Source organism: Planctomycetia bacterium (assembly GCA_034440135.1).
GTDB lineage: Bacteria > Planctomycetota > Planctomycetia > Pirellulales > JALHLM01 > JALHLM01.
On the sequence record JAWXBP010000056.1, the window covers coordinates 1 to 25,514 of the forward strand.

The window sequence follows — 25,514 nt, forward strand, 5'->3', positions numbered from 1 at the left end:
GCCCAGGAACACGCTGCCGACCGTGCCTGCGATGTCGTTCAACACCATATGCCGGCGCTCTTCCTGGCGGTTGATGTCCGGCATGTCCGGGCCGCAGAGCGCGAAGCCGGTCGCGATCGAGGACGACGCGTCGTCCGGACGAAGCACATCGCCGGCGATCTGGCGTCGCACGAACTCGTCGTACGGCAGGTCATCGTTCAACGCTTGAATCACACAGTCGCGATACTTCCAAGCAGTGGGACGCACGAGGTCATGCTCGAAGCCATCGGTCTCGGCGTAGCGGGCCAGATCGAGCCAATGTTGCGCCCAGCGTTCGCCGTACCGCGGCGAAGCGAGCAGACGATCCAGCAACCACTCGTACGCGTCCGGTCGTTCGTCCGCAATAAAGGCGTCGACCTCTTCCGGCGTCGGCGGCAGGCCGATGAGATCAAGCGTCACGCGTCGAATCAACGTGACCCGATTGGCTGGCGGCGCGGGGGACAATCCCTTCTTTTCCAGCTTCGCGAGGATGAAGCGATCGATCGCGTTGATCGGCCAATCTTCGGCTTGGACTGCTGGTGGAGTCGGCTCGCTTAGCGGCCGAAACGACCAATGCTCACGGTCGCTGTCGGTGATCGCGGGTTCATGCGTCGCCGCATCTTCGGCGCGGGCGCGCAACGTCAGCGACGCGATGGTTGCAAACAACGCCAGCGCGCAAATAAGCCCAGGGGAGGCCACCGACAACTTGCTTTTCATGCACAACCTCCGAGGGCCTCCCCTGGGCTTTGCGGCAACGACGTCGTTGATCCGCGACCGTTATTTTGTAATCAGATACGTCGGCGTCAGCAACGAGACGCCGTCGCGGTTCAGCATTTCCAGCTGTTGGAGCCCGTTCACCACTGCGCGGGAACGGTGCGGTTCCAGTTGCTTCAAGTAAGGCAGCGCCAGCTCGACCAAGGAAAGCTGCTGGCGGTTGAACAGGCGCACGTCTTCGTCCGCCTCGATGCGTCCGGTGTCATCGTCACCGGCGCTTTGTTCGAGCAGTTGCTCGAAAAAATCGCGATTGCGCGGGATTACGCGCAGTTCGTACTTGCCTTTTTCGAGTTTCGCTTCGCCGGCGATGTACGTGATCGCGTCGTCGAGCGTGCCGAGCTTGTCGACCAGGCCGAGTTCCAGCGCCTGCTTGCCGGTGAAGACCCGACCGCCGGCCAGTTCGTCGATCGGCTTTTTCAGGCGATCGCCGCGCGCCGCGACGACGTGACCCTTGAAGACGCCGTAGATCTCGTCCATCCAGGCTTGCATCCGCGTGCGTTCCGCATCGCTGAACACGCTGCCGGAGCTGAGCATGCCGGCGTTCGCGCCGCGGCGGTATTCCTTGAATGACACGCCGGCCTTGTTCCACAGCTGCGTCGTCGCCAGCTTGCCGCCGACCACGCCGATCGAGCCGGTGATCGTCGCGGCGTCGGCGAAGATTACGTCCGATCCGCAGGCGACGTAGTACCCGCCGCTGCCGGCCACGTCGCCCATCGAGACCACGAAGGGCTTGCGGGCTTTCACGCGCTTCGTGGCGTCCAGAATGATCTCGCTCGCCACGGCGCTGCCGCCGGGCGAATTCACTCGGAGCACGACGGCCTTCACCGAGTCATCGGCCGCGGCCTCGTCGAGCGCCTTGCGAATCGCCGTGCTGCTCGCGGCTTCGCTCATGCTGAGCGGCGAGATGCCGCCGTTGCCGAGATCGATCGCCCCTTCGACATGCACGATGGCGATCGAATCCTTGCTGGTTTTCTTGGCCTTGGCTTCGTTCATCGCGTCGGCCCAGAGTTTCACCAGACCGAACGGCGAAGAAAGATCCACTTCCGGCGCCTTCTTGTGACCGTACTTGCGATCGAACACGACGTCGTCGCCGTACTTGCCTTTCAGCACGGCGGTGAAATCCTGGCGATGTTCGACGGCGTCGATCAAACCTTCCTTGAGCGCCTTCTCGGCGGTGTAAGGACCGTTATCGATCCAAGCCCGGGCTTTCGCGGCGTCGACCTTGCGGCCGGCGGCGATCAAATCGACATAGGTTTCGAACTGGCTATCGAGCAACCAATTCTGCATCTGCTCGGCGGCGGTGCTGGGTCCGGTCCGCATGTACTGCTCGGCCGCGCTCTTGTATTCGCCGCAGGTGAGAAAATCCGGCTGCACGCCAAGCTTGTCCAGTAGGCCGCGCAGGAACATCGATTCGCCGCCGACACCGGCCACCCAGACGTCGGCCGTCGGCACCACGCTGACGCGCGACGCGCCGGAGAGCAGCACGTAGTCGCCCATCTGCAACGAATCGGAGTGGACGTAAATCTCTTTGCCTTGCTCGCGGAGCTTGCCCATGGCCTGGCGAATTTCTTCGATCTGCGCGGAACCGATCGACGCCCCGTCGTAGAGCATGACGATCGCCTTGACCTGCTCATCCTCGCCGGCCTTCTTGAGCCGTGCGACCAGCCCGGTCAGCGATTCCCCGCCAGCGGAGCCGAACAAGATGTCGGCGACGGGGGGCTTCTCGCTCACGGCGCCGGACAGCCGAAAGATCGGCACCGTCGGTTTCTTGGCGGCGGATTTTTGGGCGTGGGCCGGGGCCGTCATCAGACTGGCGGCAAGGCAACCGAAGAGCAACAGTCGAAGGGACGGAAGGTTCATGTTGTGGGTCCTCGTGAATCGTGCGAATGTTGATGTTCGTGGCGAATCGTAGTAGTAGTCGCGTCATGGGGCCTTGCGCATCTCGACCGGCTCAGCGCCGTTGACCGTCGTCATTCTTCGAAAGGTCTCGGCGTCGGCGTTGACGAAGTGTACGGTGCCGTCGCCCATGAGCGTTGTCGTGCCCCCGTCGTTCCAAGCGCCGATGCCGGCAAGAGGATCTTCTGCGGAGACGTATAAGTCATCCGGCTTCGTCCACGGGACGGCCTGATCAGCGTTCGCTTCTAACGCCAATAAGGTAAGCGAGAGCCCGTCGGTGACATCGGCTGGTTTTTTGGGCGTTTCGCCAATCAATGAGCTTTCGGTGCGAATCGCCAAGTATACCGTCTCGCCGGCCGACTCGCTCGCATGATGCGGCGAACGAAAGACGCCCGGCATTCGCGAGATTAGCTTTCGGTTGTGGGCGCTATCCCATGGTTCGTCCAAATGAAACTCTTGGTAGAGCTGCTCCTGCCCCAGGTAAGGCAAGATGCGGACTCGCCAACTCAGCAGTCGCTTTCCGTCGGAATCGAAAGTGGCAAAGGCCGGAAATTCGCGATGTTCGGCGAGATGGCGGTGAAGCGCCAACCCGATCTCTCTGAGGTTGTTCGACGACTGCGCTCGACGTGCGGCTTCTCGCGCGGTTTGCAGCGCTGGTAGTAACAGTGCGATCATGGTCCCCGAGGTCGCGACGCCGGAATCGAGTTCGTAGCGCAACTCCACGCGTTTCCCTTGCACCTTGGGCGCGAGCAACTCGCTTTGCGCTTCGATCATCCGCTTCATGTACTTGCGTCCGGCCAATTCCACTTCGTCGTCGGTTTTTGGCTGGGTTGCGAGCTGCATCAGCGCGGCTTGCTTGCCGAAAGCGCGCGCCGTCTCCAGCAGTTTCGCCAACTCCTTCGCGTTCGCTTCATCCTGCGATATGAGCGCCAAGCGTGCGACAACGCCGTCACGCGCGCTCAGCGTGAGCTGCGCGTGCTGGATGTGGTCCGGAATCTTCAATAGCGGCTGGAACGGCGGCGGAAGCTGGCTTGCCTGTCGCTGCAACTGTGTAATGACGCCGCGCAATGGTTCTAGCGTCGCCATGACCGTGACATCGTTCTTAAGTGTCGCTTTCGCCAGCAGTTCACGCAACGGTGACGTTTGCTTCGCCTCCAGCATCGCCTTCAGGGATGATTCCGGACTAAACAGAATTGTCCGCTCATCCACGAGACAATAGCTCGGCTGCGTCGGATCGAGCGCACGCCGAAATTTCTTTCCGGCGACCGTTCCATCTTCCGTTACACTCGCCAGCGGCGGAAACAGGCTGGCCGCTTTCAGCGGCTCCGAGGCGTGCATCACCATTCCCGCGAACGGCTGACCTTGCTCGGTCATCGTACCGAACACGATGATCACATCGAGAACTTCCGGGTTGAATCCCAGATCGCGCTTTCCACCTGCCTCAATCACTTCGTGCGGCATCAATTCCATGCCGGGGCGCTTCAACAATTCTCGGGGGGCAATGTAACCCGCAAACGCCGCTTCGCTCGGCACATATTGATCCGCTAATTGTCGAAGTAGCTTCTCAGTCGATTCAATACCCGTATCCTGCGCCTGCAACGGTCCGGCAAGCGAAATAGCCATCAAAGCAAACCAAATTTGGCGCGGTCTCATAGAACCCTCTTTGCAGAGCGAAATGCGTGGCGATTGCTGGGTCGGAATACTGTTGAGTTTGAGCGTTGCGGCGTTGGATAGCAAGTCTGCGACGGAGCAGGAGGAACCTGTGGGAGGCGTCTCCGACGCCGATGGAGAAAGCCCTGCTAGCAGGTAACGCTGGCAACACGAATCAGCGCCGGTCCAATCGGCGTCGGAGACGCCTCCCACAACTATTCGAAGAAAACAGCCTTTCCCTTGGTTGATACGTCAGGGCGCGGCCCCTTGCCCCGCTTTGCGCAGCCCCCCAGAATGGTAGCTCGTTCCGCCTGCCCAGACCACTCGTCGCGAGCCTTCGATGCCGAATTCCGAGACGCCCACCGTCATTCTCTCTGGTTTCGCAGACGAGGCCGCCGCCCATAAGCTGGCCGAGCCGCAGTTCGCGGCCTTCGCCGCCCTGGGCTTGCAGTATTACAGCCTGCGGTTCATCGACGTCGGGCAGGGCATCAAGAACGTGATGCAGCTCACCACGCCCGAGATCCAGAAGATTCGCCACCTGGAGGACGACTACGGACTGAACGTGACGTCGATCGGCTCGCCGATCGGCAAAGTGAAGCTCGTCGACGTGGAAGACGGCACCAAGAACGCCTTCGTGCCGTTCAAGAAGTATCTCAAGGACGTGAAAAAGGCCTGCGAGCTGGCCCATGCGTTCGAGACCAAACTGGTGCGCGGCTTTTCGTTCTATCACCCGCGCGGCAGCGATCCCAAGGAGCATCTCGCCCAGGCGGCCGACCAACTCGGCGAGATCGCCGAGACCTGCCATCGCTCCGACCTGACGTTCGGCCTGGAGGTCGAGGCCAACCTCGTCGGGCAGAACGGCTACCTGATGGCCGAACTGCATCGCCGCGTCAATCATCCGGCGATGGTGCTGGTCTTCGATGGCGGCAACATCGCCTGTCAAGGTTACACGCAGGGCGAAGTGTTCGAGCAATACCTGGCGATGAAGTCCGGCATCGGCTGGATGCACATCAAGGATTTTCGACACCCCGCGCCGCCCAAGCGCGTCGGTCATGTTGATGAGGAGGCACTCAAGCACTTCGTCCCCGCCGACCGCGGCGACAGCGCCCACGAACTGATCCTGCGCGATTTCCGCGATGCGCTCCCGAAGCTGGAAAAGAAACTCGCGCGGCGCGGCATCCCCGGCGTGTTCCTCGACCTGGAACCGCACGTGAAGGGAGGAGGCCAATTCGGCGGCTTCAGCGGCCCGGACGGATTTGGCGTGGCGTTACGCGGCCTGCTCCGCGTGCTGGACTACACGGGCGTGGGGTATCACTTGCGGGATTTTGAGGATATTTGCGCGGCGCGGGGGTTTTGACGATATGTGCGAGCAATACACCCACACATTGATTCCTTACTCACCGACGCTAGTTCCGTTCGCTGGTGAGATCCAATCATTCATGCAGTTCGTTGTCGAAACGGGAGTTGTGCCAACCCGGGCGCAAGTTCAACTGCTGACTCCGACCGATGAGGTGCGCATCGTCACCAACCCTTTTACAGGACGTGTGCATGAGTTACGCCGCAAGGAAAGAAAAGTGATCGAAAACTGTGCGGACATCGAAAGAAGCTGCGAAAGCCTTCGTGACTACCAAATAGTCGCATCAGGCATTGGAGTACCGCGGACGACTTCTCTACCAATGACGATCAATGGGCCATATTACCTAAGTGTGACCTGCCGCGTTTCTTCGACGCTTTGCTCAACGTCGCACGATGTATCCGTTGACGCAACGAGTCGTGGAACTGCGCCTTACGGTACTCCCGTCGATCAATCCTCGCTCATAGGGTTTTTTGCGAATCCGCATACCGGACGATGTATCGAAGTCGCGAACGCTGGATCAGCCAGATTTTGGATCGAGTTCCAGTTCGGCAAATTCCTATTTCCAGCGTTTGACGACGATTCGTTAGTGATTGTCAACCCGGTGATCGTGAGCGCCGCCGAACGGTGTTTCCGAACCAGCTTTGCGCAGGGCTGTTTTTGGGTCTGAATTCATGTCCGTGAAGCGTTTCCGCATCCCCGCAGTACCACCGTCTTACTAGGTGATGATGTCACAGTTCGGCATGCTCTTTTCGAGCTCTCCAAATTCGGCCGTAGTGTTGGGGCACGGTCTCCCGACCGTGCCGCCGGGCCGACCGAAGGTCTCCAGTTCAAATGTCGCGGCAGCGAATGGAGACCTGCGGTCGCACGGGTGGCATGGTCGGGCGACCATGCCACAACAGACGGTGACATTCGCTATCATAACCGTCACGTCGGCGTGTCGCAGGTCAATTGAAGCTTGCCAGCACGGTCTTTGCCTGGGATCACATGGTGAGAAAAACGGTTTGCGACTGCGACACCTCAGAACTTTCGGACAGCGGCGGGAGCGTGGCTAACGCCGCTTGGGCCGGGTCGTGATCGGCTGCGAATTGCGCGGTCGATCGATGGCCGAAGGCTGGGAGGGACTCAAAGGCGATGGGGACTGAGGTAGGTCGTGCGATTCCCCAAGGACTGCCCGGAATCTTAAATGCGGCTAGCGTTCCGCCGCCACTCGAGTACACAATGCGTTGGCTGGGGATACCACGTCGACGCTCGCCAATCGGTTGATGCATGGCCGCGATCTATCGATTCTACCGCCTGGCATTGCTGTCGATCATCATTGCGTTCGCATTTGGCTCGGTCGCGGATGCTCAGTCGGCCACGCCGCCTGCATCGAGCGAATCCACCGCCTCGCCCCAAGGCCACTCCTTCTTCGAAATCGTCCATGCCGGCGGGACGATTGGGTATGTCATTGTGCTCATGTCGCTGGGCGCCGTGGCCCTGATGGTGGAGCAGGCGATGACGTTGCGGGCCAAGGTCCTGATGCCGGTGGGACTGGCGGAGCAACTTCGGGAGCAACTCGCCGCGGGGCAGTACACCCGAGCGGAGCAGCTTGGCAAGTTGCAGCCGAGCGTGCTGGCCGTCGTCGTGCAGGCGGGACTGGCCGAGCGGGATGGAGGTTGGCCGGCGATCGAGAAGGGCATGGAAGACGCCTTGGCGGAGCAATCCGCGCGGCTGTTTCGCAAGGTGGAATTTCTCTCGGTGATCGGCAGCCTGGCCCCGATGCTGGGCCTCCTCGGCACTGTGGTCGGCATGGTGATGGCCTTCCGGCAAGTGGCGATCAGCCAAGGGGCGGCCCAAGCGGCGGACCTGGCCGAAGGAATTTATCTGGCGCTCGTCACCACGGTGCAAGGGCTGGTCGTGGCGATCCCGTCGCTAGCGGCGTTCGCCTTCTTCCGCAGCCGCGTCGATCAGTTGCTCGCGGAGACTGCCTACGCCGCGCAACACGCCGTCGCGCCGGTGAAGCATCAACGGACGCTAGCGCCGCCGGTCGCGGAGGGGAAATGATGAGTGCGGAGTGACGAGTGTTTGGCAAGCGTGCGAAGTTCTTCGGCGCGCCGCGCGTTAAGCCCAGGGAAGGCCACCGAAATCGTAGTAGATAGTTCGTCCGCGAGGGCCTTCCCTGGGCTTGGCTGCAACAGCGACGACAGCTACTCGGTGCGAAGTGCTGGCGAAATATTGCTGACCACGCCGGCGTGAATCGCTTCGACGCCGAACTCCGTCGCGAGATCCAGCGCTCCTTGCGCGTTGATGCCGAGGCAATAGCCGGTTACCTTGCGCGTCGCCAGGTCGACGGTCACTGTGCGCCCGTCGAGCAACGAGTGGCGTTGCCAACGTTCTGGCAACTCCGTCGCCTCGCCGGCCAACTGCGCGAGATTCTCCGCGAGTCGCGACAGAATATCGGACAGCACTTCGGTGAGGTTGTGTGGTCGGCCGGTGAGATCCACGAGCGATGTCGCCAGAGCTTGCACGTCAATGGGAGCGGCCACCAGCGAATTGTTCACGTTCACGCCGACGCCGATCACCAATCGATGCGGCGCGTCCTGCTTGCGCGGCGGCGCTTCGACGAGCACGCCGCAGATCTTTCGCCCTGAGTGGTAGACGTCGTTCGGCCATTTGACGCCGCAATCGTCGGCCGGCGCAAGGTTGTCAACGGCATCGCGCACCGCGAGCGCCGCACAGAGCGACGTCCGCGGCCATTGCTCGCTGCGCAGACCTAACGCTTCCGGCTCGATCAGCAGCGAGAACGTCAACGCGCCGGCGCTCGACCACCAGCGATTCGCCCCGCGGCCCTTGCCGGCCGATTGCCCCGCCGCTAACACGAGTTGCGGGCAATTGACGACGCCACCTGCCGCCAACTCCGCGGCGCGGACGTTAGTGGACTCGATCGCGTCATGGAATTCAACCTCGCGAAGCCAGACGTGACGGCGAAGTTGCTCTAGGTCAAACATCAGCGGGCGCTACTCCGGAGGATTCACCACGGAGCACACGGAGAGCACGGAGGAGAGGAGAAGAAGGGAACACCGGAAGTAACCATGGCAGGTGATTGAATTCTGTCAATTGCTCCATCGAGTTATGAATTCCAAATGGCATCCTTCCTCCCTCCGTGACTCCGTGGTGAAGCCCGCGCAGGACCCGATTTGCGAAAAATCGCGGAAGTGAAAAAACCGACATTGACCGCCTCGGGACGATGTCCTATTCTCCCCCCGCACGGTTCGCAACGGCGGTCGACAGCCCGCGAATCGCCAGGCAACAATCAACACGGAATATCGTAATCCACGTGGACGGGCCCGCATCCGGGAATACCGCTTCGGCGGCGTTCCTGCGGGCCACGGGGCGGGGCCGCCGGCATGGAGGCGGGCGGTACGCTTCGCACAACGCCGACCGATGACGAGCACGGAACGCTCTTCGTCCGCATTCCGGGACGCGAGCTTTCTTTCCTCGCTCATCACGATCGCCCTCGTGGCGCATCGACCAATCGCTCCCGGAAACGCTTGGTGTCCTCCGCCCCCCTAGGACCCAATCGTTCCGGGGGCCTTTTTTTTGCGCTCCATGCATTGAGCGCCGTTTCAGCGCTACGTGCGTTTGCTCCGTTGGCGCTGCTGGGAGTGAATGTCGAATTTCTAAATCTATATGTCGAATCAAGTTCGAATGACTGAATGACGAATGCCGATGCGTGCTAACACACCATTCGGGCATTCGACATTCGTCATTTGCCTACGCTATAGTCCGCCACTTCAATCTGGTATCCGTCCGGGTCGCGGAAAAAGACCTGCGTGATCGGCGTGCCGCGGAGTTCGTTCGCGCGATAGGGGATGCTGGCCGCGTCGAGACGTGCTTTGACTTCCGCCGCGCTCTTCACTTCGAACGCAGTGTGGTTGCCGCGTGGGTCGATCGTGGGGCCCGGCTCCGGCAGCGACGGCTTTTCGATCAGGTGAATGCACGCCGCGCCGTTCCGGATCCAAGCGCCCGCGAAGCCAAGGTCCGGCCGCGGCATTTCCGTGAAGCCGAGGATGTCGCGGTAAAAAGTCACTGAGGCCTCCAGCCGTTTCACCTCGAACGACAAATGATTCAGCGAGAGTAGTTCCAGCGGGGCGGACATGATGAATCCTGCGGGCGTGGGAGCGAACGAGAGGGAAACCAACCACTCGCGTATTGTGCCCGATCGACCTGCCGCCCGCCAGAGTTCAGCGGATAAATCCCCAGCCAGGCGAAGAAAAAACGCCCTCTTTCCGATCATGCACGCACGCCCGGAAAGAGGGCGAACACGACGAGATTCGCGACTATTTTTTGCGCGTGTACTCGATGGTCATCTTGAGAGCTTCTCTATCGCCATTGAACTGATACATCTTGAACGTCTGATGATCCTTGTCTGAGTAGGTCGTCGTTTCTTTGTACTTCGTGGGTTTGCCGTCCATGCCAGGGCCTTCGCCGGTCATGGTCATCGTCTTGGCCTTGGCGTCGTACTCCCCTTCCAACACCACAGGGGCGGTCGACATGGAATCGGCCCACAGACTGACAAACTTCTGCTTGCCCGTGTCGTAGCCGCCAAGGCCCTTTCCGTGAAACTTCACGCCGCCGAAATCCCCTGCGACCTCCGTCACCAACCAGAGGCCGCCCAGGTCCATTTTGCTGACCGACGTGCCTTTGAACGTTTCCGGGGCGCCTTCCATCTTGAGTTCGTAGTCCCAAGTGCCGACCGTTCCGGCCAGCAACTTGTGCTCGGGGCCAGGCTGCGGCAGGGCCGGCTCCTGGGCCGTCGCATACGTCGCCGCACAGAACAGACACAACAACGCCATCAATTGCCGCTTCATTGGAGAGCCTCATAAATCCTGTGGGCGTGGGAGCGAATGAGAGAAAGACCAGCCAACTCGCGAATTCTGCCCGATCGAACTGCCGCCCGCCATAGTTCGGCGGACAAATCTCGGCGCAGTCCGTAAAAAAGCGCCCCCTTCCCGACCATGCGCGCACGGCCGGGAAGAGGGCGAACACGACAAGATTTGCGGCTACTTCTTGCGCGCGTAGTCGATAGTCAGCATCAGCGCTTCTTTACCGCCGTCGACGGTGTACATCTTGAACGTCTGGTGATCCTTATCGGTATGGACCGTGACGCTCTTGTAATCGGTCTCGGCGCCGTTCGTGCCCGGGCCTTTGCCCGTCATGGTGAGGGTTTTCGTCGCCTTGTCATAATCGCCGAACAGCAGCACAGGGCTCGTCCCGAAGGAATCGACCCAGATGCTGCGATACTGCTTCTTGTCCGGATCAAAGGTGTCCAGCCCGCGCCCTTCAAAGGGCATGCCGGCGAAATCACCGACGAACTCGGTGCAAAGCCACAGCCCGCCCAGGGCCATTTTGCTGACGCTGGTTCCCTTCGATTCCGGCGCTCCCTCGGGCTTCACGGTGCATTCCCATGAGCCGACGGTTTCGGCCAGGACTGCGTGTTCCGGTCCCGGCTTCGGCAACTCAGGCTGCTGCCCAAGTGCTGGCGATGCCGCCAAAAATGCCACCGCCACGCTCGCTAACGTCATCCATTGCCGCTTCATCGGAGTGCCTCCAAAAGGGAAAAACTTTCGTACCGCGTCAGCCCGCAGTATACTGAACAAACGTATCGTGCTTGTCAAGCGCCGAACTTCAACTTTTTTACGGAGCGACAGTCTCGGTGGCAACGATCGTCAGGCCGCTGTTCGGCGTGGTGTGCATCCGGCTCATCACGCCGGACAGGCAGACGATCAGGACGAGCAGGACGAGATTCACCGTTTGCCAAGTCTTCGCCTTCGCGCGCAGCTTTTCAGCGAGCGGTGACGAGCCGACCAACACCTCGGCCAGGCCGAACACGCCAAAGGCGAGCAGGGCCTTCACGCCAAAGAGCGCGTTGTAGAGCTTCGATTCCGGGCTACCGGACGGGAACATGCCCAGGCTGTACATGAAGAAATTGAGGAAGCCGGACAGCAAAAGCAGGCCGATCGCGGCGTGAACGACTAGCTTCCAACGCGCGCGGACGCCGTCGTGCAACTTGCGCCGCGCATCGTCCAGCAAGGCGTCGGCGGCCGGCAGCAAGGCGAAGCGAATCAACATCACCCCGCCGATCGTCGTGGCGGCGGAGAGAATATGAATCCAACGGAGACCGATGGCGAGGTAGTCGAGATGCATGGGGATGAGTTTCTATTGGTTATTGAGTTTGGTGAGGAATGTCGAAGCTCGAAATCCGAATGTCGAATGAAGCTCGAATGCTAAAGTGCCGAATGACGAATGAGGTTCCAAGTGGACCGCGGTCAACGAATCATTCGACATTCAGTCATTCGGATTTGATTCGACATTCGGATTTAGAACTTCGACATTAGAGCGCGGCTCTCCTCCCCGGGTGTTTCTGCTCCATCCCGCACGCGCCGGCGACGGGCAGCATCTTGGCTGGGCTAAGTAGTCCCGTGGGATTGAAGGCGTTGCGTAAGCGGCCCATCACATCCAGGTCGTCTTCGGTGAACATCTTGCGCATGAAGCCGATTTTTTCCACGCCGATGCCGTGCTCGCCGGTCACGCTGCCGCCGCAATCGAGGCAGGCCTGGAGGATTTCGTTGCTGGCTTCCAGCACGCGTTCCACTTGTGCGGCGTCGCGCTCGTCGAACAGCAAGATCGGATGAATGTTGCCGTCGCCGGCGTGGAAGACGTTGACGATCCGCAGTTGGTATTTTTCGCCGATGGCGATGATGCTCCGCAAAATCTCCGGCAGTTTTGTGCGCGGCACCACGCCGTCTTGTGTGCAATAGCTCGGGCTCAATCGCCCCACCGCGCCGAAGGCTTGCTTGCGGCATTTCCAGAGCAGTTGCCGCTCCTTAGGCGTTTTCGCCTGGCGGACTTCGCGCGCGCCGGACTTCAAGCACAGTTCGACGATGCGATCGCGCTGCGCGTCGAGGCCGGCTTCGAGCCCGTCGACTTCGATCAGCAAAATCGCCTGGGCGTCGAGCGGAAAGCCGAAGTGAAACGCTTCTTCGACGGCGACCAGGATGCCCTGGTCCATCATCTCCAGCGCCGCCGGCACAATTCCGGCGCCGATGATTTCGCTGATGGCGTTCGTGGCGTCGGTGACCGAATCGAACACGCCGAGCATGGTCCGCCAACCTTGCGGATCGCGCGTCAGGCGGACCCAGACCTTGGTGGCGATGCCGAGCGTCCCTTCGCTGCCGATCATCACGCCGGTGAGATCCAAACCGGGATTATTCTCAGCCGGCCCGCCGAATTGCACGACCGTGCCGTCGGCCATCACGACTTCCACGCCCAGCACGTGATTCACCGTGACGCCGTACTTGAGCGTGTGCGGACCGCCGGAGTTGGTGGCCACGTTGCCGCCGATCGTGCAGGCGCCTTGGCTCGACGGGTCCGGCGCGTAGTGAAAGCCCGTCCCTTTGAGCGCCTGCGTCAGCCAGACATTCACCACGCCGGGCTGCACGACGGCGTAGCGATCGCGGGTGTTGATCTCCAGAATTTCCTTCATCTTCGTAACGACAATCATCACGCCGCCGCCGACCGGCAGGCACCCGCCAGCAAGGCTCGTGCCCGCTCCGCGCGGCACGAACGGCACTTCATATTGCCGACAGAGCTTCACGATCTGCGCGACCTCCTCCGTCGACCGCGGAAACACCACCACGTCCGGCGAGTTCTTTTCAATCACGAACCCATCGCACTCGTAAACGAGCAAATCGCTCCGAGCGGAAAGGACGTTTTCCGTGCCGAGGGCACGGCGGAGGTCGTCGATGAAGCGGGTGGGGAGGGAGGCGGCCACGGAGGAACCATCGGCTTGGGGAGATGGATTCAATGCCGACCCAGCTTATGCGCCGCCACTGGCTGCGTCCACTGGTGGCAGGACGGCTAAACATCCTTCCGAGCTGCCGACGGGATCGCCCAACTAGAACGGCTCCGCATGCACAAACCGATCGTCTTCAAACGTGACTAGCCAACCCCAGATGCCGTAGCCCCACCTTTCATATCGCTTCCCATCGCGCACCCAGTCGTCCGCGTTGTCTGGTTCGCCGAGAATTTCAATGACTTCGACTCTTGTCATTCCCGTCTGCAATTGCGCAACTTCTGCTCGCGTTACGGAATTCGGTATGGCTTTGTATACACACGATCCAACTGCCGCGAGCATCGCCCAGGCGGCGACGCCAACCAATAGCTCGCGGAGAGTAAATCGGGGCAATCGCATTCCCCGATTGTATCCAAGACAAGCATGACAACCCCCTTCGCCCCCAGTGGCCCAGCGGCCCGCGCTCCGTTACAATAGGGGATCGGTTCGCCCGGGCCGGCTGGCGGTGCGGACTGGGGTGGTGCTTTTCGCGGCCTTTCAATGTGCTGAAAGTGAGTGACTTAATGGCTCGCAAAGTGTTGAATCGGAAGGAGTTGCGTGCGGCTAATGACGCGGCCGAATCCGGTGAGGCTGCGCCCGCGAAGGTGAAACCTGCGAAGAAGGCCACGGTTCGCAAAAGTCGTGCGAAAACGCCCAAAGAGGTCCGGCTCAAGGCCTTTTGGGGAGTGTTTAATCAATCCATGAAGCGGGTCGCCATGTTCGAGTACAGCGAGCGGGCCGCGGCCGATAAGAAGGCCCAGGACTTGTCCGCCTCGCAGAAGTCACCGCATTTCGTTCAGCCTGTCAAAGAGGCCATCTCCGACTGACCAGGTCGGCGGTGGGCGCACGGCCATCAATCGGGTGAGGTCTCCGATGGAACATCCGGATCAGCCGGAAGCCGTGGCCGTTCCCAAAGCCAAGCGGCGCTGGCTTCGTCGCTCCGCGGAGCTCGCGGGCATTGTGCTGTTGACCATCGCGCTGGCGCCGACGATCGCCCAGTTCGGCCCGTTGCGCCAGCGACTGCTGACCGCCGCGCTGCCAGGCCTGAACGGCAGCATCTCGGCCGAGCAAGCGACGTTCGGTTGGTTCACCCCGGTGTCGGTTTCGGAACTGGTGATTCGCGACAAGGCCGGCGCGGCAGTCGTGGAAGTGCCGGAGATTCAATTCAATACCACGCTCTGGAACATGGTCTCCAACAAGGCAGATCTTGGCCGCCTACGATTGCGCGACCCGCGCGTGAACGTGGTCGTCACGAAAGATCGCCGCACGAATCTGCGCGACGTCTTCGGCAGCCTGCGCACGAGCGGCAATCTGGTCGACCGGCTGCGCGGACACACGTTGGATATCGAATTGATTGATTTGCAAATTCACGTCCGCACCGAGGATTCGTCGGGCGACTGGCAAGCGGGCGACATCAATTTTCTGGGTCGCATCGAGTCGGCTGCCGCGGCGGAAGGTAAGGACGGGACGCCGCAGTTGCTGGTGAAGCAATGCAAGTTGCTCGATCGCACGGAACTGACGCCGGGCCTTTGCAACGACGTGCTTCAATACGTGCTGCCGCCGCTGGCCGGTGCGACGTCGCCGGAAGGCGCGGTGAGCGTAGATCTTAAGGAAGGCGCCATCCCGCTGGATCTGCCGCGCAAGTTGAATCTCAGCGGAGCGTTGACGATCCACGATGTCAGTGTGGGGCCGGGCATCCTCACGCAAAGCTTGACCGATCTCTTGGCCACGCTCCAAGCCCCGACGCGCTTTCAATTGGCGAACAATTCGGTCATTCAGTTTGCCGTGGCCGACGAGCGCGTCACGCACTCAGGGTTGGAGTTCGGCGTCCCGCAGGTGCGCGTGCGGACGGAAGGCTCGGTGGGCTTCGATCAAACGCTCGACGTAACGGCGGAGGTGATTCTCGCGCTCGGCGAAAGCGAGAAACGGCCGATCTTGAGCGCCCTCGGCAATCAGAATTTGCATGTGCCGATTCGCGGCACGTTCGCCGAACCCAAGGTGGAACTAGGTCAGATCGCTTCCGGCAACGCCAACTGGATGAAATTGTTTCAATCCGCCGGCACGCTGTGGGCGAAACGATCGGCGGGAGGCGCAGGCGAGTCCGCGCCCGAGACAGAACCAGAAGCCACGGGCGAGGCTGGCATCGATGCCGCCGAAGTGTTGGATAATCTCCCGGTGGGCAATGGGGAGATCCTCAACTGGTGGAACGAACGCCGCAAGCAACGAGAAGCGGAACGCCAGGCGGCCGAGCAACAGCAACCACCGGACGCACAGCCCGCGGAACAGCCGGCGCCGCGACGCCGCTTGCGCGATCGGTTGCGCGGCCGGGCGGAACAGCCGCCGCCGCCCCCACCGGCGACGCAATGAATCGTGATGTTCATTGATGATTAGAGGAATACGCCGTCGCAAGTTTGTCCGTATCATGGATTGCGTAGCGCCTTTCCAAACTAGCAAGTTAAGGAAAACCAAAATGTTGACGCCGCAAGAAGTCTTGCGATACCTGAAGGCGGAGCCGTTCCGACCATTTCGAATCCATCTGGCGAGCGGCAACGTGTTCGACGTTAAGCATCCGGAATTGGCCCGCGTCGGGAGAAATTTCCTAGTGATTTTCACGTTTGTTGCGGATTCACCCGACTTGCTCGATCGATGGGAGACCGTCTCGTTGATGCTCATCGAACATATTTCCTACACCGAAGTGCCGACGAATCAGAACTAGCAACTGCATTGCGTCGATTGTCTTTCGCATCCCAACACCCGAGCCCGCATGTCTGTTTCCAGTTCGTTGCCGATTGTCGATTCCCGTCCTGAACCTAAGTCGAAGCCTGCTGCGGGCGACGGCCAGGTGAAGGGCACCTACGCGTTTGTGAGTCTCGGCTGCCCGAAGAACCTGGTCGATAGCGAGCGGATGCTCGGCTTGTTGCAACTGGACGGATACCGGCTGGTGCAGGAGGCGGACGGCGCGGACTTTGTGATCGTCAACACCTGCGGCTTCATCGAGCAAGCCCGGCAGGAGTCGTTCGCGTCGATTCACGAAATGCTCGACCTCAAGCGACGCGGACGGACGCGCGGCGTGATTGTCTCCGGCTGCCTGGCGGAGCGCGAGAAGCAATCCTTGCTGGAGCAGTGCCCCGACATCGATCAACTGGTCGGCGTCTTCGGCCGCGATCACGTGACAAAGGTGGCCGATCGTTTGATCGGCGGCTTGCAGGAACAGCGCACCGTCTTTAATCCCGCGCCGAGCCGCCCGCTGTCGGATCGCGCGCGGTTGCGGATCACGCCGCGGCATTTCGCCTACCTGAAAATCTCCGAAGGTTGCGACCGGCTCTGCACGTTCTGCGCGATTCCGAAGATGCGCGGCAAGCATGCCACGAAGCCGATGGAGGAAGTCATCGCCGAGGCCAAAGAGCTGGCCGCCGATGGCGTCCGCGAGTTGAACATCGTCGCGCAGGACACCACCTATTACGGCAAAGATCTCTACGGCGAGCCGCGCCTGGCGGAATTGCTGCGCGAGCTGGACCGCGTCGACGGCCTGGATTGGATTCGCGTGCTGTACCTGTATCCGATGTACTTCACCGATGAGTTGATCGGCGTGTTGGCGGACGCCAAGAAGATCGTGCCGTACCTCGACATGCCGCTCCAGCACATCAACGACGCGACACTCAAACGGATGCAGCGCCGCGTGAATCGCGCAGATACCGAGGTGCTGCTCAAGAAGCTGCGCGACGCGATCCCCGGCCTGGTCATGCGCACCACGTTTATCACCGGATTCCCCGGCGAGACCGACGCGCAGTTCGAGGAATTGGTCGACTTCGTGCGCGAGCAACAGTTCGAACGCCTCGGCGTGTTCACGTATTCACTTGAGCCTGACACTCCGGCCGCGAAGCTCGACGGCCATTTGCCGAATGAAGTCAAAGAAGAACGCCGCGAGCGATTGATGGCTGAACAACAGGAAGTCGCCTTCGCCTGGAACGAACGTCAACTCGGCCGGCAGATGGACGCCTTGATTGACTCGGCGGTGCCCGGCGAACCAAACGCCTTCATCGGCCGCACTTACGCCGACGCCCCGGACATCGACGGAGTCGTCTACGTCACGGGTAAGAAATTGAAGCCAGGCCAAATCGTGCCGTGCGAAATCGTCGCCAGCCAAGGCTACGACCTGGTCGCCGCGGCGGTAGGTAAGGGGAGATAGGAGTTCACCACGGAGGCACGGAGGGGGCGAGGAAAGTGATGAGTGCGGAGTGATGTGTGATGAGTTGCGATGCATTCTTGTGGTGAATTGTTGTGGCACGGTCTCCCGACCGTGCCACCGGTCCGACCGAAGGTCTCCAGTTCCTTACACGCTTGCCCAAAGTGGCACGGTCAGGAGACCGTGCCACAACACGCGCGTGTGTGTAGCGTCACACTGAAAACTGAACACTGAAAACTTCAAACTCCCCATGCCTGACCAGCCGACGTCCAACCGTTCGACGATCGTCAACGTGCCGAATCAGTTGACGGTCTCGCGGCTGTTGCTGTCGATCGTGCTCTTCGTGCTGATCGCCTTCAAACAGTTTCTGCCGGCGACGATCGTGTTCATCGTCGCCGCCTCGACGGATTGGCTCGACGGCTTTATCGCCCGGCGGTATGGACTGGTCACGGTGTTGGGAAGAATCCTCGATCCTTTCGTCGACAAGGTGATCATCTGCGGGACGTTTATCTTTTTGGTCGCCGAACCGCTGTCCGAACTGAAGGCCTGGATGGCGGTCGTCGTCGTCGGGCGCGAGTTGCTGGTTACGGCCTTGCGCGGGTACTTGGAACAACAAGGCGCTGATTTTTCCGCCAGCATGTCGGGCAAGTTGAAGATGGTGTTTCAGTGCGTGGCGGCCGGTATGAGTCTCGGCTATCTCCACTATCTCTCGCGCGGCGCGAGCGTCGATCCGGAATTGCAGCGTATGTTTCTCTATGCCCTGCGCGGCGCCATTTGGACCGCGGTGGGACTGACGGTGTGGTCCGGCGTGGAATACATTTTCGCCGCCGCGCGGCTCATTCGCAGGTGAGCGATCGATGTTGGGCTGGTGGCAAACAACCGCGGACGCTTGGGATCCCCGCCTGCTGGCGGTCGTCGTGGTCGCGTTGCTCGTGAGCGGCAGTTTGACGCTCTGGATTCGCCTCGGCTGGCGCGCGGTTGAAGGGCAGCCGATTTTGCCTTACGAGCCGCGCCGGCCAGTTCCCTGGACGATCGTCGGGCTGTTGGTACTGGCCCTGGTCTCATTCATGGCGATAACGGCGTTCTCCCTCCTCTATGCGGATGTGGACATCACGAAGGTGTTCTCCCTGGACGTGGATGCGCCATCCGAGACGATACGCCGGAGTGCGCCCGTCGCCGACGATGCCGAACTGATCACATCCGCCAAGTTGCTGACACTCGTGGTCTCGCAGTTGACAGCGCTACTCGCCGCGCTGATCGGCTTTCGATGGCTCTACGGCGCTACGCCAGAAGATTGGGGACTGGTCACGACGCACGCTGGCCGCGACCTTGGCATCGCGCTCATCGCTGCCGTGGCGTTTCTGCCGCCGCTGTACGCGCTCCAGGCGTTGCTGCATCAAATAAATGACGCACCACATCCGTTGATTCGCGCCCTGACGGAATCCAACGATATGTTCTTACGTCCGCTAGCTCTGGTGACCGCCGGGCTGTGGGCGCCGATCTGGGAGGAATTGTTTTTCCGCGTCATCTTCCAGGGTTGGCTCGAACGCGTGCTCGTTCACCGTCATGCCCCGCCGCCGGACGAAGCGGCGGTCCACGACCTGAGCCCGGACGGCGAGACGGCGGACGAATATGCGCCGGCGGTCCGCGCGCCGCGCGGGGGGTGGCTGCCGATCGCGATCAGCGCCGCCGTGTTCGCCTCGGTACACGTGGATCCCCGGTCGCCCAACTTGGATTTCATTCCGATTTTCTTTTTCGCCTGCGGGCTGGGATACCTCTACCAGAGGACCCACCGGGCGTTGCCGTCCATTTTGCTGCATATGATCCTGAACGTCTGTTCGCTCACGGCGCTGGTGCTCACGCTGCCGCCCCGGTAGGCAAATCGGACCGTCGAGGCGACAACTCGTATCTGCAAAGTGAAAAATCCCGCATTGTTGCTATTTGTGTGCCGGTCTGTTAGCGTGTTGGCGGGCGGAGTTTGACGTTTTCAGTGTTCAGTTTTCAGTGGAATCTCCGCCGGCGCTGGCGAGCTTTTTGAGCGAGGCGACAACATGATGGGCACCCTTCGAATGAATCGTAGTCTTCTTGGCTTGATGACGATTGTCGGCGCACTGTTGCTGGCACCGCAGGCCGCCGTGGCCGAGCCGGGCCTGCTGTTCGATCAGAGCATCTACCAGGTGGCGCCGGGCGAGTCGTTCGACGTGCAAGTGCTGATCGACGGCGATGTCGCCACGGCCGCCGCGGACGCCGTCGCCAACGGTCTGGTCAGCTACGGCTGGCAATTCGACTTCGATGGAGCCAAGGCGTCCGTCGACGGACTGGTCGTGCCGGCGGAGCTGAACTACTTCGCCTTCGCCGCCGGCGCGAGCATCACATCGGGCCCCGGTCTCGCCGGGGCGGAGGGAAACATCGATCAGGTTACGTTCACACCTTATCAAGACAGCCTGCTCGCCACGGTGACGCTCAAGAACCTGGCGCTCGCGCCGGATTCCTACGACCTCACGCTGAGCCTCGCGCCACACTTTCCCACCGAGCAATTGTTCGTCGATGGCCAAGGCAACGTACTCGACGACACAATCGTGCTGGGCACGGCCAAGGTGTTGGTCGCGGTGCCGGAGCCAGGCACCATTACGTTGGCCGGAATCGGCGTTTGCATCGCGGCAACGTGCCGCGCACGACTTGGACGGAATTCCCGGCGATGCGCGCGCTCATCCTGACGCTCGGCACGCGCGGCGATCTGGAGCTTTTCCTGACCTTGGGCCGCGCGCTCTCCGCGCGAGGTCATGAAGTCACCGTCGCCAGTTCACCGTTCAACGCCGCAGCGGTGGAGCGCGCGGGTTTGCAATTCGCCGCGGCGGGAAATGCCGGCACCAGGGAACAACTCGTCGCGGCCTTGCGCGAGGCCGGCCGCTCGACGAATCTTGTCGAACGGACTAGGTCTTTTTATGAAGCCTGGCTGCGCCCGCAACTCGGGGCGGCGATTCAGGCCATCGCGCCGTTGACGAAGCAGACGGATGTCTTCATCAACAATCTGAAACTGGTGCTGCGTCGCGGGGAGAACGTGCTGCCGGGCGTCTCCGTAACCTACGATCCGCCATTGCAGATTGACGATTTGCCCCGATTCGGCGCCCAGCGCGCGGAAGTGCTCGACCTCGTGGCGATGCCCCAGGCGTTGATCGATCCGGAATACCGCTGGGACGCCCGTTATCGCTTCACGGGCTTCTGGACGTCGCCGGACCATGCTGACAAAGACTCGCTACTGCCGCGCGTGCAGGAGTTCTTGGCGAAAGGCCCCGCGCCCATCGTGATCACGCTTGGGTCGATGGCATTTGCCGATCCTCGGGCGATTTCCAGGTGCATTGTCGAAGCTCTCGCGTTGAGCGGCCGTCGCGGCATCGTTGTGCGTGGCTGGTCGTTGGAAGAACTCGACGAGATCGCGTCGCCCAACATTCTCGTGATCGACGAAGCCCCGTATGAACTGCTGTTCGCGGGCGCGGCGGCCGTGGTGCATCATGGAGGCGTCGGCACGTTGGCGGCCGTGTTGCGAGCTGGGAAGCCGTCGATTATTCTGCCTCAAGTCGCTTGCCAACGCGTGTTCGGCGAGATCCTGCTGCGCGAACGGCTGGCCGCCGGCGTGCTGGCCGCCGACGCGTTGACGCCAACCGGCCTGGCGTCCTGCATCGAGACGGCGACAACGGACGACACGCTCGCCGCGTCCGCCATGAATTGGCGTGAACGATTGCTTCGGGAAGACGGCGCCGCGCGCGCGGCTGAGTGGATTGAAGCCCACCTGGAGGGCCAGCGTCGTGACTGACAACGCCGATCGATTCCTGATCGCCCGGGGCGAAAACGATCGGCTCTTCGATGAGGCCGGGCGCGCGTACATCGATCTCTTCAGCGCGCATGGCGCGGCGTGGCTCGGGCACGCGAATCCCGTCGTGGGCGATGCGATCGCCAAACAATTGCGCCAAATCTGGAACACCGGCGCCATCTCGACGCCCATTCGCGAACAAGCGCAAGCGGCGGTCGAATCGCTTTTTCCGCCGTCACATCGCCTGGCCGGCTTCTATAGCACTGGCATGGAAGCCGCCGAGTTTGTATCGAGGATGGCGCGCGTCGCCACGGGGCGCAAGAAGATCGTCGGTTTTGAACACTCCATGCATGGCAAGTCGCTCGCCACTGCGGCGCTCGGGTGGGGTAACGACTGGAATCTCGACGCGCCGGAGTTAATGCGACTTCCGTTTGTGGACCAGGCGGACGAAATGGATATCGTCGCAAGCTTCGACGACGTATTGCGTGAACGAAACGTCGCGGCCGTGTTGGTCGAACCGTTGCTCGGTTCCCATGGCGGATACGAGGCGAGGGCGGCGTTCTATCGCACGCTGGCGAAAATGTGTCGCGAATACGGCACGCTGCTCGTCTTCGACGAAATCTTGACAGGCTTCGGCCGCACGGGCGCCAACTTCTACTTTCAATCCGTCGACATCCTGCCGGATGTCGTATTGATCGGCAAGGCTCTCGGCGCAGGCTTTCCGGTTTCTGGCGTGGTTGTAAATCGGTCCATTGCGATCGAACCCGGCATGCTTCCAGGCAGCACCTTCGCGGGAAACGCGCTCGCGTGTGCGGCGGTCGCCGCCACGCTGAATGAGCTAAACGCGATCAATGTTGTGGCGCGCGTGATTGCAATCGCCGAGATCATCGAACGCGAACTAGCGCCGCTCCGTGAACTGGGCGTCGGACTGCGCGGACGCGGGGCACTGTGGGTGTTGGAACTTCCGGATCACGTCGAAATGAAGCGGCTACTGGCGCAGGTCTATCGCCGGGGCGTCGCGATTGGCAGTAACGGTCGTTTCGTGCGATTGCTGCCGGCGGTGACGATTGAGCTGGAGCATCTCGGGCAAGCGTGTCGCGTGCTCGTCGAGACGATCCACGAGCAACTGGCGATCCACCATGGATAGTTCGCCGCCCAAGTTGTTGTTCGTCCTCTCCCAAGACTACGGCGAGTTGTTCAACGCGTTGTATTTCATCGCCGGCGCGCCGTTTACCTCCGTGTTCGCGCTGCCGCCGCGATTGCATCAAGTCAATGAGCGCATGCTGCCAGTGCCGGCTCACGCGTATCGCACGGCCAGCGAGTTGGCCGAGATCGTTGATCGAGAACGGCCTGACATCTTGATGCTGTTCTCCGGGTATCTGTTTGTCGTCAACAAGTTGTTGACGCAGGAAGCGCTCGCGGGCCTGCTGGCTGAGTGGCGCGGCCGCGGGATTCGCACAGTCACCAGCGACCCTTCGCTGGGACTGATCGCTCGCGGCGGCGCGTTGTTTCAGACGCATTTTGCCGCCGCGCCGATGTTGGCGGACCATTTTCGTTGGTTGTCGGAGGCGTTCGCCGACGCCTTCCACGTTTACTTGGCGCCGGACGGCATCAACTCGAACCGACGACATGGATCGTATTTCAATCCGAGCGAAGTCTACAGCGCGACCAAACTAGGACGCCGCGCCGCGAGGCTATCCACTTGGAGCGCGATCGACAGCGACCGGCGGCGCTGGCTATTCATCCTTTCGCCCGAGGACGACGCCATTCAAGCGGCGGCGATCGGCCGCACGGCCTTCGCGATCGACCTGGCCGCACGATTGCGCGACACGGAACAAGCCGGGCGGCAGCCGGTGTTGATTGCCCCGGCGGCGTGCTTGCAAGCGGTGCAGGCGACCGGCATCGCGCCGGCGAATCTCATTGCGTTATCGGGGTGTGGCTATCTGCGGTTCATGCTCCTGCTGTACGATGCCGAGCACGTGTTCTATTGGAATCTGTTTTCCGCCTCGATGCTGGGCCGCGTGATCCATCAGCGGACCGTCTTCACCTTCGCCCCAGGGCATTTGGCGCACGCGCTGCGCGAGATCCGCGTTTTGGGAGCGCGTCACTTTTTCCTCGGCGAAGAACCGACGATGCTGAATCTCGACGAGCCGCTCGACGTAGATCGTCTTGTTGCGCTGGCTTCGACGCAACACGCGCGTTTGTTGGAACCGGTCAGTCGGTATCTCGCGCAATCCCCGACGCCGGCGCAATTAATCGATTCATTCCTATCGGAGACACTCTAAGATGGCCGGCGCTGCGCTTCGCTCGGTACTGGTGACTGGCGCCTCGACCGGCATCGGCGCGGCGACCGTTCGCGCGTTGACGGACCAAGGCTTCGAAGTCTTTGCCGGATTCCGTACTCCCGAACATGTAAATGCGCTTTGCGAACATTGCCCTTCGCGGATTTTTACGCTACCGCTGGATGTCACCGACGAATCGTCGATTCATGCGGCGGTGCAATGCGTCCAGGTGAGAGCCGCTGGCCGTGGCCTATACGGACTGGTGAACAACGCCGGCGTCGCGCTTGGAGGGCCGTTGGAGTGCACGCCGATATCCGTGCTGCGCCGGCAACTGGATGTGAACGTGCTCGGTCCAGCGGCAGTAACGCAGGCCTGTTTGCCGCTGTTGCGGCAGGCGACCGGACGAATCGTCAACATCAGTTCGATTTCCGGACGTGTCGCGTTGCCGTTCGTGGGACCGTACGCCGCTTCGAAATTCGCCCTGCGCGCGATGTCTGATTCCCTCCGCGCGGAACTGCGGCCGTGGGGCATCGAGGTTGTGATGATTGAACCAGGCCAAATCGCCACGCCGATCTGGGAGAAAGGCATCGCCGAATGCGAACGCGTGCAGGCCGAGTGGCCGGCCGACGCGCATGAATACTACGACGCCACCATGGCGGCGCTCTTGAACCATGTGCGTCGCGGCGGAGGCCTGCCACCGGAGCGCGTGGCCAATGAAATCGTGAAGGCCATGACCTCGAAGCGACCTCGAACATGTTACGTCGTCGGGCGTGATTCGCGCTGGCTTCGTTGGATCGACCGGTTGCCGACGCGCTGGCGCGACGCTTTGATCACCAGGAGCCTGCCGCGTGGCCGCTAACGACGGGAGTTATCGCGATCGCGTGGCCATCATCACGGGCGGTGGCGCAGGCATCGGCGCGGCGCTGAGCGAGGAACTCGCGCGGCGCGGCGCGCGCGTTGTATTGGCGGATCGCGACGCGGCGGCCGTCGAGGCCATCGCGGAGCGGATCCGCTCGACGCAGGGTGTCGCCACTGCAGCCGTCGTCGATGTCACCGATGCCGCGGCGGTTGAAGCGTTGGTGCGAACCACGATCGCCGAATACGGCCGCATCGACATCCTGTTCAACAACGCCGGCATCGGCTGCTTCGGCGACGTCCGTGAGTTTTCCATCGAGCAATGGCGGACGATCGTTGACGTCAACTTCTGGGGCTGCGTGCATGGCAGCCTGGCGGCCTATCGCTGGATGGCCGAGCACGGCGGCGGACAGATTGTGAACACCGCGTCGCTCGCCGGATTGGTCCCCGTGCCCGGCACGGTTCCTTATGCGGCGGTCAAGCACGCCGTGGTCGGCTTTTCGCTCTCCTTGCGAGCTGAAGCAGCCGACCAGCGTGTGCGCGTCAGCGTCGTCTGTCCCGGCCCGGTGCGCAGTAACTTTCACGACTCGATGATCCTTCCCGCAGCCAAGCCCGCGCCGCGCCAAGCGCCGAGCGACGCCGAAGACACGTTGGCCGCCGCTTGCGAGATCTTGCTTGGAGCGGAGCAGAATCAGCCGGTGATCGTGTTCCCCGCGAGGGCCCGTCGAACTTGGTGGAAATGGCGCTGGTTCCCTAGTCTACTGAGTTCGGCCCATCGCAACATTGTCGACTCGCTGCGCCGTTAGCCATGC

25 protein-coding genes are annotated in these 25,514 nt (G+C 61.5%); 15 read left to right on the forward strand and 10 right to left on the reverse strand.

Annotated elements, in window-relative coordinates:
- The 3 genes from SGJ19_03030 to SGJ19_03040 form a co-directional block, all read right to left on the reverse strand.
- On the reverse strand, nt 1–735 hold a 735-nt coding region (locus SGJ19_03030; protein MDZ4779206.1), incomplete at its 3' end, for a DUF1549 domain-containing protein.
- Between the two features lie 60 nt (nt 736–795).
- Nucleotides 796–2,652, reverse strand: a complete 1,857-nt coding sequence (gene sppA, locus SGJ19_03035) for a signal peptide peptidase SppA (GenBank protein ID MDZ4779207.1) — start codon at nt 2,650–2,652, stop codon at nt 796–798.
- 63 nt (nt 2,653–2,715) lie between these two features.
- Nucleotides 2,716–4,311 carry a DUF1559 domain-containing protein gene (locus SGJ19_03040; protein ID MDZ4779208.1) on the reverse strand — a complete coding sequence of 532 codons (1,596 nt, stop codon included), beginning with the start codon at nt 4,309–4,311 and terminating at the stop codon, nt 2,716–2,718.
- A 367-nt stretch (nt 4,312–4,678) separates the two neighbouring features.
- On the opposite strand from SGJ19_03040, the gene SGJ19_03045 reads away from it, so the two are divergent.
- The 3 genes from SGJ19_03045 to SGJ19_03055 all read left to right on the forward strand — a co-directional run bounded on the left by SGJ19_03045 (nt 4,679) and on the right by SGJ19_03055 (nt 7,738).
- On the forward strand, nt 4,679–5,695 hold the full coding sequence (locus tag SGJ19_03045; protein ID MDZ4779209.1) for a sugar phosphate isomerase/epimerase family protein: 1,017 nt from the start codon (nt 4,679–4,681) through the stop codon (nt 5,693–5,695).
- A gap of 4 nt (nt 5,696–5,699) precedes the next feature.
- Nucleotides 5,700–6,362 carry a hypothetical protein gene (locus SGJ19_03050; GenBank protein ID MDZ4779210.1) on the forward strand — a complete coding sequence of 221 codons (663 nt, stop codon included), beginning with the start codon at nt 5,700–5,702 and terminating at the stop codon, nt 6,360–6,362.
- A 599-nt stretch (nt 6,363–6,961) separates the two neighbouring features.
- On the forward strand, nt 6,962–7,738 hold the full coding sequence (locus SGJ19_03055) for a MotA/TolQ/ExbB proton channel family protein (GenBank protein ID MDZ4779211.1): 777 nt from the start codon (nt 6,962–6,964) through the stop codon (nt 7,736–7,738).
- Between the two features lie 143 nt (nt 7,739–7,881).
- On the opposite strand, the gene SGJ19_03060 is transcribed toward SGJ19_03055, so the two are convergent.
- From SGJ19_03060 to bamE, 7 genes are all read right to left on the reverse strand, one after another.
- Complete coding sequence (locus SGJ19_03060) at nt 7,882–8,682, reverse strand: biotin--[acetyl-CoA-carboxylase] ligase (GenBank protein MDZ4779212.1); 801 nt, start codon at nt 8,680–8,682, stop codon at nt 7,882–7,884.
- 758 nt (nt 8,683–9,440) lie between these two features.
- Nucleotides 9,441–9,833, reverse strand: a complete 393-nt coding sequence (locus SGJ19_03065) for a VOC family protein (GenBank protein MDZ4779213.1) — start codon at nt 9,831–9,833, stop codon at nt 9,441–9,443.
- A 181-nt stretch (nt 9,834–10,014) separates the two neighbouring features.
- Entirely contained in the window at nt 10,015–10,545 is a 531-nt protein-coding gene (locus SGJ19_03070; protein ID MDZ4779214.1) for a DUF1579 domain-containing protein, read from the reverse strand.
- A gap of 192 nt (nt 10,546–10,737) precedes the next feature.
- Nucleotides 10,738–11,274, reverse strand: a complete 537-nt coding sequence (locus tag SGJ19_03075; GenBank protein MDZ4779215.1) for a DUF1579 domain-containing protein — start codon at nt 11,272–11,274, stop codon at nt 10,738–10,740.
- A 97-nt stretch (nt 11,275–11,371) separates the two neighbouring features.
- Complete coding sequence (locus SGJ19_03080) at nt 11,372–11,881, reverse strand: hypothetical protein (GenBank protein ID MDZ4779216.1); 510 nt, start codon at nt 11,879–11,881, stop codon at nt 11,372–11,374.
- Nucleotides 11,882–12,068: 187 nt separating this feature from the next.
- The gene (locus tag SGJ19_03085) at nt 12,069–13,508 is read right to left on the reverse strand and encodes an FAD-linked oxidase C-terminal domain-containing protein (protein MDZ4779217.1); all 1,440 of its coding nucleotides are present in this window, start codon (nt 13,506–13,508) and stop codon (nt 12,069–12,071) included.
- 123 nt (nt 13,509–13,631) lie between these two features.
- The gene (bamE, locus tag SGJ19_03090) at nt 13,632–13,928 is read right to left on the reverse strand and encodes an outer membrane protein assembly factor BamE (GenBank protein ID MDZ4779218.1); all 297 of its coding nucleotides are present in this window, start codon (nt 13,926–13,928) and stop codon (nt 13,632–13,634) included.
- A 164-nt stretch (nt 13,929–14,092) separates the two neighbouring features.
- On the opposite strand from bamE, the gene SGJ19_03095 reads away from it, so the two are divergent.
- The 12 genes from SGJ19_03095 to SGJ19_03150 all read left to right on the forward strand — a co-directional run bounded on the left by SGJ19_03095 (nt 14,093) and on the right by SGJ19_03150 (nt 25,508).
- Nucleotides 14,093–14,395, forward strand: coding sequence for a hypothetical protein (locus tag SGJ19_03095; GenBank protein ID MDZ4779219.1), 303 nt, complete (start codon nt 14,093–14,095; stop codon nt 14,393–14,395).
- Between the two features lie 46 nt (nt 14,396–14,441).
- On the forward strand, nt 14,442–15,935 hold the full coding sequence (locus tag SGJ19_03100; protein MDZ4779220.1) for a hypothetical protein: 1,494 nt from the start codon (nt 14,442–14,444) through the stop codon (nt 15,933–15,935).
- 103 nt (nt 15,936–16,038) lie between these two features.
- Nucleotides 16,039–16,284 (forward strand): hypothetical protein, encoded by a 246-nt coding sequence (locus SGJ19_03105; protein MDZ4779221.1) that lies wholly within the window; start codon nt 16,039–16,041, stop codon nt 16,282–16,284.
- Between the two features lie 48 nt (nt 16,285–16,332).
- On the forward strand, nt 16,333–17,757 hold the full coding sequence (gene rimO, locus SGJ19_03110) for a 30S ribosomal protein S12 methylthiotransferase RimO (protein ID MDZ4779222.1): 1,425 nt from the start codon (nt 16,333–16,335) through the stop codon (nt 17,755–17,757).
- A gap of 247 nt (nt 17,758–18,004) precedes the next feature.
- A complete protein-coding gene (gene pgsA, locus SGJ19_03115) occupies nt 18,005–18,604 on the forward strand; it encodes a CDP-diacylglycerol--glycerol-3-phosphate 3-phosphatidyltransferase (GenBank protein ID MDZ4779223.1) in 600 nt (199 codons plus the stop codon).
- A 7-nt stretch (nt 18,605–18,611) separates the two neighbouring features.
- Nucleotides 18,612–19,631 carry a CPBP family intramembrane glutamic endopeptidase gene (locus SGJ19_03120; GenBank protein ID MDZ4779224.1) on the forward strand — a complete coding sequence of 340 codons (1,020 nt, stop codon included), beginning with the start codon at nt 18,612–18,614 and terminating at the stop codon, nt 19,629–19,631.
- Between the two features lie 192 nt (nt 19,632–19,823).
- Complete coding sequence (locus SGJ19_03125) at nt 19,824–20,471, forward strand: PEP-CTERM sorting domain-containing protein (protein ID MDZ4779225.1); 648 nt, start codon at nt 19,824–19,826, stop codon at nt 20,469–20,471.
- Complete coding sequence (locus SGJ19_03130) at nt 20,453–21,568, forward strand: glycosyltransferase (GenBank protein ID MDZ4779226.1); 1,116 nt, start codon at nt 20,453–20,455, stop codon at nt 21,566–21,568. Before SGJ19_03125 ends, SGJ19_03130 begins: the two co-directional genes overlap by 19 nt.
- Nucleotides 21,561–22,712: an aminotransferase class III-fold pyridoxal phosphate-dependent enzyme gene (locus SGJ19_03135; GenBank protein ID MDZ4779227.1), complete on the forward strand. Its 1,152-nt coding sequence runs from the start codon at nt 21,561–21,563 to the stop codon at nt 22,710–22,712. Before SGJ19_03130 ends, SGJ19_03135 begins: the two co-directional genes overlap by 8 nt.
- The gene (locus SGJ19_03140) at nt 22,705–23,850 is read left to right on the forward strand and encodes a hypothetical protein (protein MDZ4779228.1); all 1,146 of its coding nucleotides are present in this window, start codon (nt 22,705–22,707) and stop codon (nt 23,848–23,850) included. The genes SGJ19_03135 and SGJ19_03140 overlap by 8 nt, the downstream gene beginning before the upstream one ends.
- Before the next feature lies 1 nt (nt 23,851).
- Entirely contained in the window at nt 23,852–24,706 is an 855-nt protein-coding gene (locus SGJ19_03145; GenBank protein ID MDZ4779229.1) for an SDR family oxidoreductase, read from the forward strand.
- The gene (locus SGJ19_03150; protein ID MDZ4779230.1) at nt 24,696–25,508 is read left to right on the forward strand and encodes an SDR family oxidoreductase; all 813 of its coding nucleotides are present in this window, start codon (nt 24,696–24,698) and stop codon (nt 25,506–25,508) included. The genes SGJ19_03145 and SGJ19_03150 overlap by 11 nt, the downstream gene beginning before the upstream one ends.
- Nucleotides 25,509–25,514 lie beyond the last annotated feature (6 nt).